Here is an 18,857-nt window from a genome sequence, read left to right as displayed (position 1 = left end):
CCATGGAAAATTTCATTCTCAAACGATTATGGCTTGATCGTGATCAAAAAGCTCGTCAAGATTGGGAATGGGTAATGGATCAAGCGAACCTTGGCAAGACGGAACAAGTCGATTACACAATTGCAATTTATCATCACTCTGGTGATATTGCAGCGACAGGTTCTTTAGACCGCAACATTTTGAAATGTTTAGTGGTTTGTAAAAAATATCAATCAGAAAATCTGTTAACGCATCTCGTGATGGCCCTTCTAGATGAATTAAGAGAACGTTCGTACACAAACAGTTTTGTCTATACAAAACCAAAGAACATTATCTTCTTTAAATCTTTAGGGTACCGCATGATTGCCGAAACAGAAAATCTCGCCTTTTTAGAACAAGGCATTCCTTCTTTTAGTGATTACTTAAAATTACTAAAAGAACATTTCGTAGAAGGAAGTAGCAATAGTGCCATCGTCATGAATGCCAATCCTTTTACGCTGGGACATCAATACTTGGTAGAAACAGCTGCTAGTCAGTCGAGTCACCTCTATGTGTTCGTTGTTTCCGAAGACCGTTCGTTCTTTAATACCAACGACCGAATGGAAATGGTGAAACGAGGCGTGAGTCATTTGCCAAATGTAACGGTACTCCCAACAAGAGACTACATGGTCTCAAGCGCTACTTTCCCATCCTACTTCTTGAAAGAGAAGGCGGATTTGGAAGTAGCAAAAGTTCAAGCAACATTGGATGCAACACTCTTCTTAGAAAACATTGTTCCAACGTTACAATTGACCAAACGTTTTGTGGGTCAAGAACCACTCTCCCCAGTCACCTCCGTTTATAATGACGCACTAAGAGCTGCTTTTGGCAAGGACTTAGAATTAGTCATTATAGATCGGCTTTCTGTCCGAGAGGAAGTGGTGAGTGCGACGCGGGTACGCGCTGCCATTCAAGACAAAAACGTAGACGAGTTGAAACAGCTCGTTCCAGCAACTACGTATCATTATTTAGAAGAAAAACATTTCATTGGATAAAATCCAAAAGAAAAGGTGGAAACTATAATGGAAATTAAAAAAAGTGCAGTAGTCGGCACTTTGGAATCAAGTGACATTATGATTACTTTAAATCCAAGTACCGCTGGTCGAATCGACATTCAATTAGAAAGTAGTGTCGAAAAACAATTCGGAAATCAAATCCGTCGTGTGATCGAAGAAACTTTAAAACAATTAGGCGTTACTTCAGCAGAAGTGATTGCAGTTGATAAAGGAGCTCTAGATTGCACAATCCAAGCTCGTACAGTGACAGTGGTTCACCGTGCATCAGAGGTTGAAAACTACGACTGGAAGGAGATCGACTCATGGAACGCTTAAGAAGAACAATGATGTTCGTACCTGGTTCAAACGCAGCAATGTTGCGTGATGCTCCACTTTACGGCGCAGACTCAATTATGTTTGACTTAGAAGATGCTGTATCTTTAAAAGAAAAAGACTCAGCTCGTGTATTAGTACATTTCGCATTAAAAACTTTTGACTACAGCAATGTAGAAACAGTTGTACGTATCAATGGTTTAGATACAACAGGTGCTTTAGATATTGAAGCAGTTGTACTAGCTGGAGTAAACGTGGTTCGTTTACCAAAAACTGAAACAGCGCAAGATATCGTAGACGTGGATGAAATCATCACTCGCGTTGAACGTGAAAACAATATCCCAGTAGGTCGCACTAAAATGATGGCTGCGATTGAATCTGCTGAAGGTGTGTTAAACGCTCGCGAAATCGCTAAAGCAAGTGACCGTTTAATCGGGATCGCTTTAGGTGCTGAAGACTACGTAACAAACATGAAAACTCGTCGTTACCCTGATGGACAAGAGTTATTCTTCGCTCGTAGTATGATTTTACACGCGGCTCGTGCTGCAGGAATCGCTGCAATCGATACTGTTTACTCTAACGTAGACAACATGGATGGATTCCGTGAAGAAGTAGAACGCATCAAACAATTAGGTTTCGATGGAAAATCTGTTATTAATCCTCGTCAAATTCCTGTGGTTAATAAAGTTTATGCACCAACAGAAAAAGAAATTCAAAACGCTAAAGAAGTTATTTGGGGAATTCGTGAAGCTGAAGCAAAAGGTTCAGGCGTTATCTCAGTTAACGGTAAAATGGTCGACAAACCAATCGTGGAACGTGCTGAGCGCGTAATCGCATTGGCAAAAGCGGCTGGATTGATTAGCGAGGAGGAAATTTAAGATGGTATTAAATAAAGCTGGACGTGAAATTCCACAAGAATATGCAGATCAATATGGGGTATACGAAGGTGAGTTAGCTCGCATTAAACCTTATGAAGCAGCTAGCCGTAAAATTAAACCTGTTGAACCTCGTCAAGAAAAATTATTAGGTAGCATTCGTGAAGCTATTGAAAAAACTGGCTTAAAAGATGGCATGACAATCTCATTCCACCACCACTTCCGTGAAGGAGACTATGTGATTAACATGGTTATGGAAGAAATTGCAAAAATGGGAATTAAAAACCTATCAATCGCGCCTTCTTCAATCGCAAACGTACACGAACCATTAATCGAACACATCAAAAACGGTGTTGTAACAAACATTACTTCATCAGGTTTACGTGATAAATTAGGGGCAGCCATCTCTAGCGGGATCATGGAAAACCCAGTTGTGATTCGTTCACACGGTGGACGTGCTCGTGCAATCACTGCAGGAGACATCCACATCGACGTTGCCTTCATCGGAGCTCCAAGTTCTGACGAGTACGGTAACATCAACGGTACAAAAGGGAAAGCAACTTGCGGTTCTTTAGGATACGCAATGATCGACGCTAAATACGCTGATCAAGTAGTTGCCATTACTGATAGCCTTGTACCATATCCAAACACTCCAATCAGCATTCCACAAACAGACGTGGACTACGTGGTTGTCGTTGATGAAATCGGGGATCCTAAAGGGATTGCTAAAGGGGCAACTCGTTTCACTAAAAACCCTAAAGAATTATTAATCGCAGAATACGCTGCTAAAGTAATCACTGGTTCTCCATATTACAAAGAAGGATTCTCATTCCAAACTGGTACAGGTGGAGCTTCTCTTGCTGCAACTCGTTTCATCCGTGAAGCGATGATTAAAGACGGCATCAAAGCAAGTTTTGTACTTGGGGGGATTACAAACTCAATGTGCGAATTGTTAGAAGAAGGTTTAGTTGAGAAAGTTATCGACGTTCAAGACTTCGACCACCCATCAGCAATTTCACTTGCAAACAACGCAAACCACTATGAAATCGACGCAAGCATGTACGCAAACCCATTATCTAAAGGTTCAGTAATCAACCGTTTAGACGTTGCCATCCTTTCTGCTTTAGAAGTAGATACAGACTTCAACGTAAACGTAATGACAGGTTCTGACGGTGTTATCCGTGGAGCTTCAGGTGGTCACTGTGATACAGCTTTTGCTTCAAAAATGTCAATGGTTATCAGCCCATTAGTACGTGGACGCATCCCTACATTCGTAGAATCAGTAAATACTGTGATTACTCCTGGTACAAGTGTGGACGTGGTTGTTACTGAAGTTGGTATTGCCATCAACCCTAACCGTCAAGACTTAATTGAACACTTCAAAGGTTTAGATGTACCTCAATACACAATCAAAGAATTACAAGAAAAAGCATACAGCATCGTTGGAAACCCAGAACCAATTCAATATGGTGACAAAGTGGTTGCGGTCATCGAATACCGTGATGGAAGCATCATCGACGTTGTTCGCAATGTTTAATTCCTTGTTTGACGGGGCACCGGTAGACATCATGCAAATGCTTGATGCCAGAGAAAGACGTGCTCATACCCAACAACAATTACTAGAACAATTTAATCCGTGTGTATTGGTGTCTATTACACTCAATATTCCAGGTCCTGTTAAAAATTCAGAGGCGATTACAACCGTCTTCGCCTCTGTGATTTCTGAATTGGACGCCACATTAGCGTCTTTTGAGAGACTTCATCAAGAAGATTTCTCACTTTCAACAGGACTGGAATATTACCGTGTATTCAGTGGCGACGCTCTTGAAGTAAAGCGTGTCGTTGCTCAGTTTGAAGAAGGACACCCGCTCGGACGATTACTGGATATCGATGTCGTGGAAATGGCCGGAGAGACACCAACTCCAATTTCCAGAACAGCCCTTGGAATGCCTCCAAGACGTTGTTTTATCTGCAATGAGGAAGCAAAAGTGTGCGCCCGTTCTAGAAAGCACACGGTCCTAGAAATGCAAGAGCATATCGCTCACATGATTGCAGCATACACATCGACCCAAAGACCTTAAGAAAGGAAGATATTATGAGCAAAATTATCCGTTTAACTGAAACGGTTTTGCGTGACGGACAACAAAGTCAAATCGCGACTCGTATGTCAACTGAAGATATGTTACCAATCTTGGAAACATTAGATCAAGCTGGCTTCCATGCGTTAGAAGTATGGGGAGGAGCAACTTTTGACTCTTGTATTCGTTTCTTGAATGAAGACCCATGGGAACGTCTACGTCAAATTCGCGCAGCAGTGAAAGATACAAAGTTGCAAATGTTATTACGTGGACAAAACCTATTAGGATACCGTAACTATGCTGATGATGTGGTACGTTTATTCGTAGAAAAATCTGTACAAAACGGAATCGACATTATTCGTGTATTCGATGCTTTAAACGATGTTCGTAACATGAAGACATCTATCGAAGCAACAAAATTAGCAGGCGGACACTGCCAAACAGCGATTTCTTACACAACAAGTCCAGTTCACACTGTAGACTACTACGTTGATTTAGTAGGACGCATGGCAGAATTCGGTGCAGACTCAATCTGTATTAAAGACATGGCTGGGGTATTAACACCTCAAACAGGTTACGAATTAGTAAGCCGTATTAAAGAAAAAACTGATCTTCCTTTAGAAGTTCACACGCATGCTACAAGCGGTATTTCTGAAATGACTTACTTAAAAGTAGCTGAAGCAGGCGCAGATATTATCGACACTTGCTTATCATCATTCTCTGGTGGTACAAGCCAACCTGCAACTGAATCAATGGTCTTATCTTTAGAAGAATTAGGATTTAACACTGGCGTGGACATGAAGAAAGTGGAAGAAGCAACAGCTCACTTCAACGGCATTCGTGATAAATTCCGTGCAGAAGGTATCTTAAACCCTAAAGTTAAAGATACAGAACCAAAAACATTAATTTACCAAGTACCTGGTGGAATGTTATCAAACCTTTTAAGTCAATTAACAGAACAAGGCTTAGCAGATAAATACGACGAAGTATTAGCTGAAGTGCCTAAAGTTCGTGCAGACTTAGGATACCCACCACTTGTAACACCATTATCACAAATGGTTGGGACACAAGCGGTAATGAACGTGATTTCAGGCGAACGTTTCAAACTCGTTCCAAAAGAAATCAAAGACTACGTTTTAGGATTATACGGACAAGCTCCAGCAGAAATTAATCCTGAAGTGAAAGAAAAAATTATCGGAGATGCAGAAGTAGTGACGGTTCGTCCAGCTGACTTAATCGAAGATCAATTACCAGAAATTCGCGAAGAGATTAAAGAATACGCTAAATCTGACGAAGATGTGTTAATGTACGCACTCTTCCCACAACAAGCAAAAGACTTCTTGGGTCGCCGCGAAGATCCATTCTACGATGTACCATTACAAACAGTAGATGTTACTTTAGACTTACAATAATTTCTAAGAAAGCTGAAAAGCAAGGCCCTGTAGCCCTGCTTTTCAGCTTTTTGTGTGCTTTAAACTGTGCTATAATGAGAAGAAAGACAATGCAAAGGAAGTGAAGGAATGGGACGTTTTAGGGAAGATATGGCAACGTATAAAAAGAATGATCCGGCGGCTAGAAGCAGCTTGGAAATCGTTTTGACGTACCCAGGATATCACGCAACGGTCTTGCACCGCGCAGCGCATTGGTTACATACGAAGGCAAAACTGAGACTGCTTGCTCGAATGGTCAGCGGCTTTAGTCGGTTCCTCACAGGAATTGAGATTCATCCAGGAGCTACGATTGGACGAAGATTTTTTATCGACCATGGCATGGGGATCGTGATTGGAGAAACGTCCATTATCGGAGATGATGTGAAGATGTTCCACGCGGTAACCTTAGGTGGAACCGGGAAAGATACAGGCAAACGCCATCCGACCATCGAAAACGGCGTGCTCTTATCAGCGCATTCGCAAGTGATTGGGCCTGTAACAGTTGGAGAATATGCCAAGATTGGAGCAGCGGCAGTCGTTCTAGAAGATATTCCACCACATACAACAGCGGTAGGATTACCAGCGAGAGTGGTTCGCATCCATACACCAGAAGAGATTGAAAGAGATACTACTATCGGAGGAAAATTATGATTCAAATCTACAATACTTTAACAAGACAAAAAGAAGCATTCAAACCGATTGAAGAAGGCAAAGTACGTATGTACGTGTGCGGTCCAACGGTTTATAACTATATTCATATCGGGAATGCTCGTAGTACGGTTTCCTTTGATACGATTCGTCGCTACTTTGAATACCGCGGTTATGACGTGAATTTCGTTTCGAATTTTACGGATGTGGACGATAAAATCATTCGAGTGGCCAATGAGACAGGCATGACAGCTGAAGAAGTCTCAAAGAAATATATCGAAGCGTTCTTTGAAGATACAAACGCGCTAAATGTGAAGAAGGCGACTTTAAATCCAACGGTTATGAATACCATGGATGATATTATTGCCTTTGTAGCAGATTTAATCGATAAAGGAATGGCCTACGAATCAGAAGGTGATGTGTATTTCATTACTGAAAAGTTTGAAGGTTATGGAAAACTCAGCGACCAACGCATCGAAGACTTACAGATGGGGGCAAGTAATCGTACCGCCTCTGAAGATGATGCGAAGAAACGCAATCCACTAGACTTTGCATTATGGAAGAACGCAAAACCGAATGAAATTAGCTGGAACTCTCCATGGGGAAAGGGCCGTCCAGGATGGCATATTGAATGCTCTGTAATGGCGACAAAACACCTAGGGGATACGATCGACATTCACGGTGGCGGACAAGACTTAGCGTTCCCTCACCACGAAAACGAAATCGCGCAAAGTGAATCCAAAACAGGGAAAAAATTTGCGAACTACTGGATGCACAATGCATTTGTGACGATGGGCGAGGAGAAAATGAGTAAATCTCTAGGAAACTTCGTACTCGTTCACGACTTAATCCAACAACTCGACCCACAAGTGCTCCGTTTCTTCTTAGCAAGTGCGCACTACCGTCGTCCATTGAAATTTAGTGAAGCGGCTCTTCAAGAAGCAGCCGTGAACCTTGAAAAAGTACAAACGACCTTCAAAAATGCTCGCTACCGCCTAGAAACAGCCGTAGATGCATTGCCAGAAGATGCAGAACGTTTGGCAAAATTTGCAGCGATTGAAGCAGATTTCCAAAAAGAAATGGATGATGACTTCAATGCGGCAAACGGCATGACGGTGCTATATCAATGGTTGAAAGAATGGAATGTGTACTTAGAACAAGAAGTGGTTTCTAAAGCAGTACTAGAAGCACTCCTTGAAAAAGCAACGGTTTTATTTGGAATCTTTGGAATCGTGGAAAAACAAGAAGCACTGCTCGATGATGATATTCAAGCATTAATCGAGGAACGCCTTGAAGCGCGTAAGGCGAAGAACTTTGCTCGCAGTGACGAGATTCGTGATTTATTAAAAGAACAAGGGATTGTATTAGAAGACACTCCACAAGGAACAAGATGGAGAAGAGAAGCATGACAGAAAAAAACTGGAAGCTGCTAAACGGTTTGGCACTCGCCTATATGGGTGACGGGATTTATGAAGTGTATGTCAGAAATCACGTGATGCAAAAAGGACTCACAAAGCCAAATCAATTACATGCGACCGCAACGAAATTTGTTTCAGCAAAAGCACAAGCACGCTTGATGCAACAAATGCTAGAGCAAGAAAACTTCTTAAATGAAGAAGAATTAGAAATTTATAAACGAGGACGCAATAGTAAGAGTCATACGGTGGCTAAAAATGCCGATGTCGGAACTTACCGTATTGCGACTGGTTTTGAAGCATTAATGGGTTATTTATACTTATCTGGCCAACAAGCGAGATTGGAAGAACTCATCAACTGGTGCTTACAACAAGTGGAAGGTGAACAGTAACATGGCACGAAATGAATATGCACCAAAGAAAAAATCAAGAAACGGAAATCGTTCAGACCGTGGGCGTCCAGAACGAGCTGAGAAGAAACAACGCCCTGCTCGTGAACACGTAGAACATGAGGGAGTACAAGAAGTGGTAGACTTTGTGTTTGGACGTCATGCAGTTGTGGAAGCTTTGCAAACGCCAGACCGTGTGAACCGCGTCTTTATCCAAGAAGGCACTTCCGGACGAGATGCCGCAAAAGTGATTGACCTCGCGCGTGAAAAAGGTATTCAAGTTCAAACCGTTCCAAAGACAAAGATTGAAGACCTTGTCGGCAATGCCGTTCACCAAGGACTTGTGGCTTCGATTGCAGCCTATGAATATGCCGACTTAGAAGATGTCTTCAAGAAAGCCGAAGAAAAAGGCGAGGATCCATTTATCGTCATTCTAGACGGAGTGGAAGATCCACATAACTTAGGAAGTATTTTACGTACCGCTGATGCAACAGGTGTTCACGGGATTATTATTCCAAAACGCAGGTCAGCTTCACTGACAGCGACTGTTGCCAAAGCCTCAACAGGAGCTATCGAGCATGTGCCAGTTGTCCGTATGACGAATTTGACACAGACCATTGAACAATTGAAGGCTCGTGGCGTGTGGGTATTTGGAACCGATATGAACGGAACCGACTACCGCAAATGGAATACGAAAGGGCCTCTTGCAATTGTGATGGGGAACGAAGGAAAAGGCGTATCTCGAATTGTAAAAGAAAGCGTCGATGAGATGGTGACTATCCCAATGGTCGGGCATGTGCAAAGTCTCAATGCGAGTGTGGCAAGTGCTTTAATGATGTATGAAGTCTTCCGTAATCGTTCGCTATAGAAACGGAGGGAGCAGGTTGAAAAAGCAACTCTACATTGTAGATGGATACAATATGATTGGAGCGTGGCCGGAACTGGTCGCTTTAAAGAAACAAGACGACTTAGAGAGCGCGCGGGATTTACTGATTCAACGCTGCTCGAATTTTCAAAAGTTTGAAAATATCGAAGTTTGGATTGTGTTCGACGCTCAGTTTGTACCAGGAATTACGCAGTCGTTTGACCAAGCGCAAGTGAAAGTGATTTTTACGGCTGAAGGGGAGACGGCGGATAGTTATATTGAGCGTACCGTATCAGAAATGAATATGCGTCTTGTTCAAGTATCCGTAGCAACCAGCGACTTGGCCGAGCAGTGGCTCATCTTTCAAAAAGGAGCGCTTCGAAAGTCTGCGAGAGATTTTTATAAGGAATTAGAAAGCAGTCGTGATAAACAGACGGAGCTCACGCGTCATTTTCATCAAAAAGGGAACGGCAGAAGAAATCCCTGGAGTGACGCTCAACTGTCCTTATTAAATCACTTGCGGTTCAGTTTAGGGTCTAAGAAAAGGAAGGAATAGTTCAGTTTTAGAGCTTTATTCATATAATTTTCACAATTAGTCGTCTATGATTTCATATTAACAGTGTATAATCTGTGAAGAAACTTTATATTGAATAAGATTTACGTGAAAAAGGAGTGTAAATGATGCATGTTTTAATGATTGAAGATACAGAAGCAGTTTGCGAAATGATGGAAATGTTTTTTGAAAACGAAGGCTGGAAAGCAAGTTTCTATCATGATGGAAAAGAAGGCTTCGATGCTTTTATGGAAAATCAATCCAAATGGGGCATTGTGATTTTAGATGTAAACTTACCTAGCATGGATGGCATGCAAATTTGCCGTCAAATCCGTCAGGTAAATCAGGCTGTTCCAATCGTGATGCTGACGGCTCGTGATTCTGAAAGTGACCAAGTCATTGGTCTTGAAATCGGAGCGGACGACTATGTGGCGAAACCATTTAGCGCAGTAACGATTATGGCGCGTATCAAAGCACTTCTACGTCGTACACAAAGATCATCAGCTTCAGGCAGTGCGGCATTGTCAACGTTTGATGTAGAAACAGACCATGTCAAAATCAATACGAAGACGCATGAAGCTTTTATCGATGGTAAACAAATCGAGAACTTAACACCAAAAGAGTTTGACTTATTAATGGTGATGGCGAAACATCAACGCCAAGTATTCACCCGTGAACATCTATTAACAAAAATCTGGGAAGATCCATTCTACGGCGATGAACGTACAGTAGATGCTCATATTAAGAAACTTCGCCAAAAGATTGAAGCTGTAGGACCACACGTGATTCATACAGTATGGGGCGTAGGGTATAAATTTGATGATAGCGAGTTGTAATCAATGAAGTACTTTTATCAGCAACTATTTGGGTTCCTTTCCGTTGTATTGGTAACCATTGTTGCTTGTGGAATTCTTTTCTATAATGTAATGAGCAATAATATCTACACGCAAAGATCGCAACAATTGCAGTCTTATGCGAAAGGAATTATTGCTTCTGAGATGAGCTATGCGGATATTAAAAAAATAGGGACAGCTTTAAAAGAAGAAAATGTCACTATTGCGATTTTTGACGAGAAAAATAACATGACTTTTCCGTCGAAACATCCCGCTAGTGAAAATTCGTTATCAGATGAGGAGTTAAAACACCTAAAAAACGGTTCTGCCATTAACTTAAAAGAGGTTCAAACAGACTTCTCAGGAGATCCTGTAGAAAACTTATTGACCGTTTATTATCCGATTATTAAAGAAAAGCAATATAAAGGCTATGTCGCTTTAGCGAGTCCTATCAGTCGTATCCAAACAGAGGTGAGAGAACTTAGAAACTCGATGTTTATCGCGTTTGGTGCTGCGGGAATTATCGGAATGTTGATGAGCTTTATTTTTGCGAACTATCAAAACAGACGCATTAATAAATTACGTCAAGCGACCCATAAAATTTCTGAAGGGGACTTTGACGTTCAGTTGAAAGTAGATAGCCAAGATGAGTTTGACGAATTGATGCTAGACTTTAATAGCATGGCGCGTTCCTTACGTGAAATGGAAAAAGAAGTCGAGCGACAAGAAAATGTTCGTAGGCAATTTATGATGGACGTGGCTCATGAGATGAGAACACCCCTAACAACGATGAACGGCTTGTTAGATGGCTTGAAATATAATATGGTTCCTGAATCTAGAAGGGGACGTTCGCTTGAACTCATTTCAAGTGAAACACAACGATTGATTCGACTCGTCAATGAAAATCTGGACTATGAAAAAATTCGTTCAAACCAAATCGTATTAGTGCAACATCGTTTTGCGGGTCTTGGAGCAATCCGAGCGGTTGTGGAACAAATGCAAGCACTGACGAAAGTGAAAAATAATGAAATCTCTTATGAATGTGATCCAGAGTTTAGTGTATATGCGGATTATGACCGTTTTGTACAAATTTTGGTGAATATTACGAAAAACGCAAACCAATTTACCGATGATGGAAAAATCGTGGTGAAAGCTTGGAACGATGGTAAAAAAGCCATTGTTGAAATTTCAGATACGGGAATTGGAATTGATAAGAGAGAAATTAATGAAATCTGGGAACGTTTCTATAAAGCAGACATTTCCAGAAAGAGTACGAAGTATGGAGAAAGCGGGCTTGGACTGGCCATTGTGAAATCACTAGTGGATAGTCATCGCGGTAGAATCTCTGTACGAAGTGAAATCGGTCAAGGGACTACATTTAGAGTAGTGTTCCCTGGAGAACCGGAATTATCATAGATTGAAAAACGAACAAGGAGGAAGACCATGTATTTATTAGGTCCATTCTATCGATGGATAGTAGAGATTTTCGCGGACCGAGTGAACCATCTTCCACTTGTTCGTTTGTTTATTTTTAGCTTAGACCACGCTATCGTCTTATTTTTAGGATGGTTGATCGTTTGGTCTATTTCTTTATTGTTTAGAAAAAGAAAACGAATTGTGTGGAAATGGGAACTCTATCGCAATATATTTATCTTCTATTTAATCCTACTTTCTCAGGTGACGATTTTTAGAAACTTGGACGAATCTTTTACCGTGGAATTTGTCGTCCATCCACTATCAGATATTATGTGGGTTCCATTTGTGGATAGTATCAAACTCTTTATGCAAGGGTCGATATTTGCGGCGTATTATAATGTAGTAGGGAATATCGTTTGGTTTATGCCACTTGGATTCTTCTGCGGGATGCTGTATGGAAGTAAAAAAGGAGAATCGCGCGCGCTGAAATACGGGTTCTTGACCTCGTTTTTCATCGAGTTTGCACAGTTTATATTTTATACAGGGGTCAGCCATATTGATGACATTATTTGTAATGTTTTAGGCAGTTGGCTGGGATTTCTCTTGTATCGGTTGATTAAGAAGCGGAGGAAAAAATAATGACGGGAAAGATTGTCGTAAAAAGTAAAACGGCATCCAGTATCAAAAAAGGAAGTCCACTGATTAGTCAGATGGACCTTGCGCAAGAACTTCGCGCAGATGAAGGCGAAGTAGTAAAAGTAGTGGATCAACAACATCATTTCTTGGGAATGGCATATGTCGGATTCCAAAATAAGGGAGTTGCGTGGGTCTATAGCCGTGAGGAAGACGAAGCATTGGATGATGCATTCTTTAGTGGCCTCTTCAAAACCACCTTTGAGAATCGCAGGGGGCTTCTCCATTCTGACGATACGACAGCATTTCGCCTCTTTAATGGGGAAGGCGATGGCTTTGGCGGAGTGACGATGGATTGGTATGACGGTTTTATCGTCGTATCATGGTACAGCGAAGGCGTATATCATTTCCGTGATCTGATTTTAACGCAGGCGCTTGGAACATTTGAAGGCGTTAAGGGTGTCTACGAAAAGATTCGTTTTAAAAACGAAGCGGATTTACCAGAAAGTAGGTTTGTCGGTGGGGTAGAAGCGCCAGAACCACTGATTGTATTAGAAAATGGCGTGAAATACGCGACTTATATGAACGAAGGACTAATGACCGGTATCTTCTTGGACCAAAGAGAAGTCCGAGAAACCATCCGTCAGCGCTACAGTGCCGGACGAACCGTATTAAATACATTTAGTTATACGGGTGCTTTTTCTGTAGCTGCAGCGATGGGAGGCGCGACTAAAACAACGAGTGTGGATGTTGCCAACCGTAGCCTGGAGAAAACAAAAGAACAATTTGCAGTAAACGGCATTGACCCTGAGACACAACAAATCTATGTCATGGACGTTTTTGATTATTTCAAATACGCGTTGAAGAAACAGTTGACATTCGATACCGTTGTGGTCGACCCACCAAGCTTTGCACGTACGAAGAAGCGTACTTTTTCTGTAGTAAAAGATTACGGGACACTAGTGGCGCAAATCACCCCATTAGTCGCACCAAAAGGCACGCTTGTGTTATCTACAAACGCAGCGAATGTGACTGAATCCCAGTTCCAACAAATGATTGAACAGGGGATTCGTGAAGCAGACGGTAATCGTCGCTATCGCATTGTCTTGAAGAAAGGCTTACCAAGCGATTTTGCAGTACCAGCATCGACTCCGCTGAGCGATTATCTCAAAGTTTTCTTTATTGAATTTAACAATTAGCACAACTGCCCGAAATTCACTTATAAGTGAATTTCGAGCAGTTTACGTATGCACCTCACATTCCCAGCACAAACCCCGTCCTCATCGCATTCTTGCAGCATGGGAGGCCGTTATAGGCACCGACATGTCATTTTCGCACTTTGGCACAAATCCCATTGCAACGCGATTTCTAGCAGTTCACTTTTTTGCAAAAAAATCCCATTTTCTTACAAACCACGAAAAACTTGCGGATTTTATAACCACAGCATTGGGGAATAGCAACCAATGTGAATTACTGACTCTAGGGTGAAACCCGTAGAGTCAGTTTGAAGCTTGGTAAGAATTGAGACGAAAGGCTCAATCCGGTGCCCCATTGCAGTGGTTATAAATTAATCCCCAAGGATTGGAAGTGGTTTGTAAGACCAACGCAAGTTTTTTTTACATAAGAGGGAACTATAAATATTGCATTGCAAATTAAGTTTTGATATAATACCAAAGTGCATGAAAATGCACATGTCGGAACACCGTGGGAGGAGAAATCTTCATCTCCATTAAACCACGCACGAAACAATCAAGGAGGTAATGTCTCGTGGCTAAAAAAGTTGTAAAACTAGTTAAATTACAAATTCCTGCAGGTAAAGCAACTCCAGCTCCACCAGTAGGTCCAGCTTTAGGTCAAGCACAAGTGAACATCATGGGATTCTGTAAAGAATTCAATGCTCGTACAGCTGACCAAGCAGGTTTAATCATTCCGGTTGTGATTTCAGTTTATGAAGACCGTTCATTCGACTTCATCTGTAAAACACCACCAGCAGCAGTATTATTAAAGAAAGCTGCTAAAGTAGAAAAAGGTTCAGGCGAACCAAACAAGAAAAAAGTTGCTACTGTAACTCGTGATCAAGTTAGAGAAATTGCTGAATTAAAAGCACCTGACTTAAATGCAGCAGACGTAGAAGCTGCTATGCGCATGGTCGAAGGTACAGCCCGTTCAATGGGATTTGTAGTAGAAGGCTAAAAACAAATGCAGCTTCCAAAAGTCCCTAGCACGAGTGTTCCACTCATGGACTTTGTGGGAGGTAAAACCGTTAAAACCACACAATAGGAGGAAATTATACAATGGCAAAGAAAAGCAAAAAATATTTAGAAGCCGCTAAAAAAATCGATTCTTCTAAAGCTTACCCAGTTCAAGAAGCAATCGCATTAGCAAAAGAAACAGATTTCGCTAAATTTGATGCATCTGTAGAAGTTGCATACCGTTTAGGTTTAGATCCAAAGAAAGCTGACCAACAATTACGTGGAGCAGTTGTACTTCCAAACGGAACTGGTAAAACTCAACGCGTATTAGTATTCGCAAAAGGTGAAAAAGCTAAAGAAGCTGAAGCAGCTGGTGCAGACTACGTTGGTGACAGCGAATTAGCTCAAAAAATCCAAGGTGGGTGGTTTGAGTTTGACGTTATCGTTGCAACACCTGACATGATGGGTGAAGTTGGTCGTTTAGGTCGTGTATTAGGACCTAAAGGCTTAATGCCAAACCCTAAAACAGGTACTGTTACAATGGACGTAACTAAAGCTGTTGAAGAAATCAAAGCTGGTAAAGTTACTTACCGTGTTGACAAAGCTGGTAACATCCACGTTCCAATCGGTAAAGTTTCATTCTCAGATGAAAAATTAGTAGAAAACTTCAAAACAATTCACGAAACATTATTACGTATCAAACCTGCTACAGTTAAAGGTCAATACGTACGTAACGTTGCTGTGACAACTACTTTCGGCCCTGGGGTTAAAGTAGACGTAGCTTCTCTATAATTTAAAATGAATGAACCAGGCTAAGTGCTTGGTTCATTTTTTATTAGTGTTTTTTGTTGACAATGAAGAGTCAATCGTGTAAACTAATAAAAGTTGAATGCGACCGAAGACAGTAGGGGGCGCTAGCCTTAATATCCTACCGAGGGAGAACAAGTTGATCTTATTTCTCTGTGTCTTTGTGGGCATAGAGATTTTTTTATGCCCTACCTAAATTTCAGGAGGTGAAAAACGAAGATGAGTGAAGCAATCATTGCTAAAAAAGCACAACAAGTTGCAGAAGTTGCTGAACAGTTCAAAAACGCATCATCAGTTGTTGTTGTTGACTATTTAGGAATTACTGTAGAACAAGCTACAAATCTACGTTCAGAATTACGTAAAGCAGGTGTACAATTTGCCGTTGTTAAAAACAGCATTTTATCACGTGCAGCTAAAGAAGCTGGTTTAGAAGGAATGGATGACGTTTTCAAAGGACCATCAGCTGTAGCTTTCAGTAACGAAGATGTAGTAGCTCCTGCTAAAATCTTAGCTGACTTTGCTAAAAAAGTTGAAGCTTTAGAAATTAAAGCAGGTGTGGTTGAGGGTAAAGTTTCTTCAAAAGAAGAAATCGAAGCTCTTGCAAAACTACCAAGCCGCGAAGGGTTACTTTCAATGCTATTATCAGTATTACAAGCACCAGTTCGAAACACTGCATTGGCAATCAAAGCCGTTGCAGATCAAAAAGATGGCGCAGCAGCTTAATAAAGCGAGCTAGCTAACTTTAAAAACACAAAACAAAAATTATTAAAACAACCAAAAAATGGAGGAAATTAAAAATGGCATTAAACATTGAACAAATCATTGCTGACATTAAAGAAGCAACTGTATTAGAATTAAACGACTTAGTAAAAGCTATCGAAGAAGAATTTGGCGTAACAGCAGCAGCTCCTGTAGCTGTAGTAGCAGGTGGCGCTGGTGAAGCTGCAGAAGAAAAAACTGACTTCACTGTAGAATTAACTTCTGCTGGAGACCAAAAAATTAAAGTAATCAAAGTTGTTCGTGAAGCAACTGGATTAGGATTAAAAGAAGCTAAAGCATTAGTTGATGGCGCTCCTGGCGTATTAAAAGAAGGCGTAGCTAAAGAAGAAGCTGAAGCATTAAAAGCTCAATTAGAAGAAGTTGGCGCTTCAGTAACATTAAAATAATTTTTAATGACATGTTTAAAGGTCGGACTATCCAGTCCGACCTTTTTTGATTGCAGTATACGAGTTCATTTTGATGGAAATAATAATGCTGTGTTTTTTGAGCGATTGGGTTACAATAGTAATAGAAACGGTAGTGGAAAGGGAGCTTTTTGATGAGATTTCATGAATTTGGTGATAATCATAATCCTCATATTGTATTGATCCACGGTGGAGGAAATTCATGGTGGAATTATTTGAGACAAGCGCGTCTTCTGTCAGATAAATATCATGTGATTTTACCAGTGCTAGACGGGCATGGTGAGGAGTACCAAAAGGAGTATGTATCTACTGAGCAATCTGCACAGGAAATTCTAGTGTATATAAAAGACCAATGCGATGGGCATGTGTTTGCTTTAGGTGGTGTCTCGCTTGGAGGACAAATTGTCATGGAGTTACTTTCGTTAGATGCTCATATAGCTGATAAAGCCATTATTGAAGGAAGCCTCTGCATTCCACAACCGAAACTAGCGAAAATGAGTATCTTGTTTGTAAAAGGTTTTGGGAAGTTGATGTTCGGTAAGGCTGCATGTAAAATGCAATTGAAACTCATGAGAAAGATGTATCCTAAGATGGCTTATCCAGAAGAATTAGAAAGGTACTATTTGGAGGTTATGCCACGATTGCCCATCAAAACATTAGTAACGATTTATAAAACGTATATGGCCAGTTATCAATTGAAACCAGCGATTTCAGATAGTTCAGCAGAGGTTCTCTATATTTATGGAGAAAAGGAAATGAAGTGCGTAAAGGAATCGGCAAAGTTATTTCAACAAATGCATCCTAATTGCAGGCTATATGAGGCAAAGGGGTATAATCATGGATATTTATCTACTTATCTTCCCTTGGAGTGGATGAAATTAGTAACACCATTTTTAGAAGGAGACGAATAGTATTAAAAGGAAAGGAGGTTTAGCAATGTCACTTACGAGTCATATTGTCCGTACGTTATTTACCATCGGGGACTTAAAACGAGACTTGGGTTGGGTTCCACCGACGAATGTAGAGACTGTTGAAAATTTATCTTATGGATCCTGCGACAAGTGGCATCTGCTGGACCTCTATCGTCCAAAAGACAAGGAAGGCAAATTGCCTGTACTCCTAAATATTCATGGAGGCGCTTGGGTTTATGGGGATAAGAAGGTATACGCTCCGTATTGTATGTATTTAGCTGCTCAGGGGTTTGCAGTGGTGAATGCTAGCTACCGACTTGCGCCAAAGCATACTTTTCCAGCTCCTTTAGAAGATGTAGGAAGCATTATGGAGTGGGTTGTTACGAATGCAAAAGAGTACCACCTTGATCCAAGCAATCTCTTTTTAGTAGGAGACTCTGCAGGAGCACATTTAGCAACAGCGTACACGGCCATTCAATTAAACTCTGATTATGCAAAAGAGTTTCCAAAAATTACAGTGTCTCCAAAGTTTGTTCCAAAGGCGCTCGTGTTAAATTGCGGAGTCTTTGATATGGAAGGGGAAGTAGAACATAGAGGAGTGCTATTAACGACGTTCTTAACGGATATTCTTGGAGAAAAGCCAACAGGATCTTCTATTAAGAAAATGAGCCCGGTTCGTTACATTACACCAGATTTTCCACCTGTATACTTAGCCACTAGTAATGGGGATTTCCTACGAAAGCATTCGCACCGATTGAAAGAAGTGTTGGAGCAAAAGCAAATTGATTTTGTATTTAAAGAGTACGGGAATAACAAGAAAACCCAGGGACATGTATTCCATTTGAATTTAAAGAATAAAGTGGGACAAACTTGTAATCAAGAGCAGATCAAATTCGTTCGAAAAATCATGGAACGGTAAAAGGCAAACAGAAAAAGAACCATCCTGTTATGATATGTACCCCCTTTACTGGACAAACCAGTAAAGGGGGTATTTATTATGCGTTACTCATTTGAATTCAAAATAAAATGAGTAGAATTGTATCGACAAGGAACGTGGGCAGAAACGCCTGAAAAAGTTAAGCAAAAGAGTTTTAGAAGAAAAATTCACATTTGTTCTACAGGTTTTAAATGGGAAAACTCTTACAGAAGTTTCTTTTTCAGAAGGAATTAGTGATGGATTATTAAGTTCTTGGGTTCACAAGTATCTGACTTATGGATATAATGGTCTAAAGAATAAGAAGAGAGGACGGCCATTATCTAAGGAGCCTATTATGAATAAAAA

The 18,857-nt window shown here is 40.9% G+C and carries 22 protein-coding genes and 1 other annotated feature; all 22 genes read left to right on the top strand.

All coding sequences use genetic code 11. From position 1 onward, the window contains the following. Window positions 1-2 precede the first annotated feature (2 nt). Window positions 3-1,013 (top strand): [citrate (pro-3S)-lyase] ligase, encoded by a 1,011-nt coding sequence (gene citC, locus HMPREF3103_RS09270; protein WP_070439559.1) that lies wholly within the window; start codon window positions 3-5, stop codon window positions 1,011-1,013. A gap of 27 nt (window positions 1,014-1,040) precedes the next feature. Then, window positions 1,041-1,349 (top strand): citrate lyase acyl carrier protein, encoded by a 309-nt coding sequence (gene citD / locus HMPREF3103_RS09265; protein ID WP_070439556.1) that lies wholly within the window; start codon window positions 1,041-1,043, stop codon window positions 1,347-1,349. Beyond that, entirely contained in the window at window positions 1,337-2,224 is an 888-nt protein-coding gene (gene citE, locus HMPREF3103_RS09260) for a citrate (pro-3S)-lyase subunit beta (protein ID WP_048709859.1), read from the top strand. Before citD ends, citE begins: the two co-directional genes overlap by 13 nt. Window position 2,225: 1 nt before the next feature. After that, a complete protein-coding gene (gene citF / locus HMPREF3103_RS09255; protein WP_070439554.1) occupies window positions 2,226-3,758 on the top strand; it encodes a citrate lyase subunit alpha in 1,533 nt (510 codons plus the stop codon). After that, window positions 3,751-4,302, top strand: a complete 552-nt coding sequence (citX, locus tag HMPREF3103_RS09250) for a citrate lyase holo-[acyl-carrier protein] synthase (protein ID WP_005607851.1) — start codon at window positions 3,751-3,753, stop codon at window positions 4,300-4,302. The genes citF and citX overlap by 8 nt, the downstream gene beginning before the upstream one ends. A gap of 14 nt (window positions 4,303-4,316) precedes the next feature. Further along, entirely contained in the window at window positions 4,317-5,711 is a 1,395-nt protein-coding gene (locus HMPREF3103_RS09245; protein ID WP_005607848.1) for an oxaloacetate decarboxylase subunit alpha, read from the top strand. 108 nt (window positions 5,712-5,819) lie between these two features. Next, window positions 5,820-6,380 (top strand): serine O-acetyltransferase EpsC, encoded by a 561-nt coding sequence (gene epsC, locus HMPREF3103_RS09240; protein ID WP_005607845.1) that lies wholly within the window; start codon window positions 5,820-5,822, stop codon window positions 6,378-6,380. Then, complete coding sequence (gene cysS / locus HMPREF3103_RS09235; RefSeq protein ID WP_070439551.1) at window positions 6,377-7,786, top strand: cysteine--tRNA ligase; 1,410 nt, start codon at window positions 6,377-6,379, stop codon at window positions 7,784-7,786. Before epsC ends, cysS begins: the two co-directional genes overlap by 4 nt. Continuing rightward, window positions 7,783-8,184, top strand: coding sequence for a Mini-ribonuclease 3 (locus HMPREF3103_RS09230; RefSeq protein ID WP_005607838.1), 402 nt, complete (start codon window positions 7,783-7,785; stop codon window positions 8,182-8,184). The genes cysS and HMPREF3103_RS09230 overlap by 4 nt, the downstream gene beginning before the upstream one ends. Window position 8,185: 1 nt before the next feature. After that, the gene (gene rlmB / locus HMPREF3103_RS09225; protein WP_070439548.1) at window positions 8,186-9,049 is read left to right on the top strand and encodes a 23S rRNA (guanosine(2251)-2'-O)-methyltransferase RlmB; all 864 of its coding nucleotides are present in this window, start codon (window positions 8,186-8,188) and stop codon (window positions 9,047-9,049) included. 16 nt (window positions 9,050-9,065) lie between these two features. Beyond that, window positions 9,066-9,602, top strand: coding sequence for an NYN domain-containing protein (locus HMPREF3103_RS09220; protein ID WP_070439545.1), 537 nt, complete (start codon window positions 9,066-9,068; stop codon window positions 9,600-9,602). 125 nt (window positions 9,603-9,727) lie between these two features. After that, the gene (locus HMPREF3103_RS09215; protein ID WP_070439542.1) at window positions 9,728-10,435 is read left to right on the top strand and encodes a response regulator transcription factor; all 708 of its coding nucleotides are present in this window, start codon (window positions 9,728-9,730) and stop codon (window positions 10,433-10,435) included. A 3-nt stretch (window positions 10,436-10,438) separates the two neighbouring features. Further along, on the top strand, window positions 10,439-11,848 hold the full coding sequence (locus HMPREF3103_RS09210) for a sensor histidine kinase (RefSeq protein WP_070439539.1): 1,410 nt from the start codon (window positions 10,439-10,441) through the stop codon (window positions 11,846-11,848). Between the two features lie 27 nt (window positions 11,849-11,875). Then, on the top strand, window positions 11,876-12,487 hold the full coding sequence (locus HMPREF3103_RS09205) for a VanZ family protein (RefSeq protein WP_070439537.1): 612 nt from the start codon (window positions 11,876-11,878) through the stop codon (window positions 12,485-12,487). Then, complete coding sequence (locus tag HMPREF3103_RS09200; protein ID WP_070439534.1) at window positions 12,487-13,680, top strand: class I SAM-dependent rRNA methyltransferase; 1,194 nt, start codon at window positions 12,487-12,489, stop codon at window positions 13,678-13,680. Before HMPREF3103_RS09205 ends, HMPREF3103_RS09200 begins: the two co-directional genes overlap by 1 nt. A 568-nt stretch (window positions 13,681-14,248) precedes the next feature. Next, a complete protein-coding gene (rplK, locus tag HMPREF3103_RS09195; RefSeq protein WP_005607816.1) occupies window positions 14,249-14,674 on the top strand; it encodes a 50S ribosomal protein L11 in 426 nt (141 codons plus the stop codon). A gap of 101 nt (window positions 14,675-14,775) precedes the next feature. Then, window positions 14,776-15,465 (top strand): 50S ribosomal protein L1, encoded by a 690-nt coding sequence (gene rplA / locus HMPREF3103_RS09190; RefSeq protein ID WP_005607812.1) that lies wholly within the window; start codon window positions 14,776-14,778, stop codon window positions 15,463-15,465. A gap of 85 nt (window positions 15,466-15,550) precedes the next feature. Beyond that, window positions 15,551-15,671: a sequence feature (ribosomal protein L10 leader region), on the top strand. 28 nt (window positions 15,672-15,699) lie between these two features. Next, a complete protein-coding gene (rplJ, locus tag HMPREF3103_RS09185) occupies window positions 15,700-16,203 on the top strand; it encodes a 50S ribosomal protein L10 (RefSeq protein ID WP_005607810.1) in 504 nt (167 codons plus the stop codon). A gap of 74 nt (window positions 16,204-16,277) precedes the next feature. Then, on the top strand, window positions 16,278-16,646 hold the full coding sequence (rplL, locus tag HMPREF3103_RS09180) for a 50S ribosomal protein L7/L12 (protein WP_005607807.1): 369 nt from the start codon (window positions 16,278-16,280) through the stop codon (window positions 16,644-16,646). A 152-nt stretch (window positions 16,647-16,798) separates the two neighbouring features. After that, the gene (locus HMPREF3103_RS09175) at window positions 16,799-17,575 is read left to right on the top strand and encodes an alpha/beta fold hydrolase (RefSeq protein ID WP_070439531.1); all 777 of its coding nucleotides are present in this window, start codon (window positions 16,799-16,801) and stop codon (window positions 17,573-17,575) included. 25 nt (window positions 17,576-17,600) lie between these two features. Further along, the gene (locus HMPREF3103_RS09170) at window positions 17,601-18,494 is read left to right on the top strand and encodes an alpha/beta hydrolase (protein ID WP_070439528.1); all 894 of its coding nucleotides are present in this window, start codon (window positions 17,601-17,603) and stop codon (window positions 18,492-18,494) included. A 121-nt stretch (window positions 18,495-18,615) separates the two neighbouring features. Then, window positions 18,616-18,857 (top strand): helix-turn-helix domain-containing protein (locus tag HMPREF3103_RS09740; RefSeq protein ID WP_148128840.1); only part of this gene is annotated, 242 nt, incomplete at its 3' end.

It is taken from the genome of Granulicatella sp. HMSC30F09, from assembly GCF_001806915.1.
In the GTDB taxonomy this organism is placed as follows: Bacteria; Bacillota; Bacilli; order Lactobacillales; family Aerococcaceae; genus Granulicatella; species Granulicatella adiacens.
This window is presented reverse-complemented; position numbering and strand designations above follow the sequence as displayed.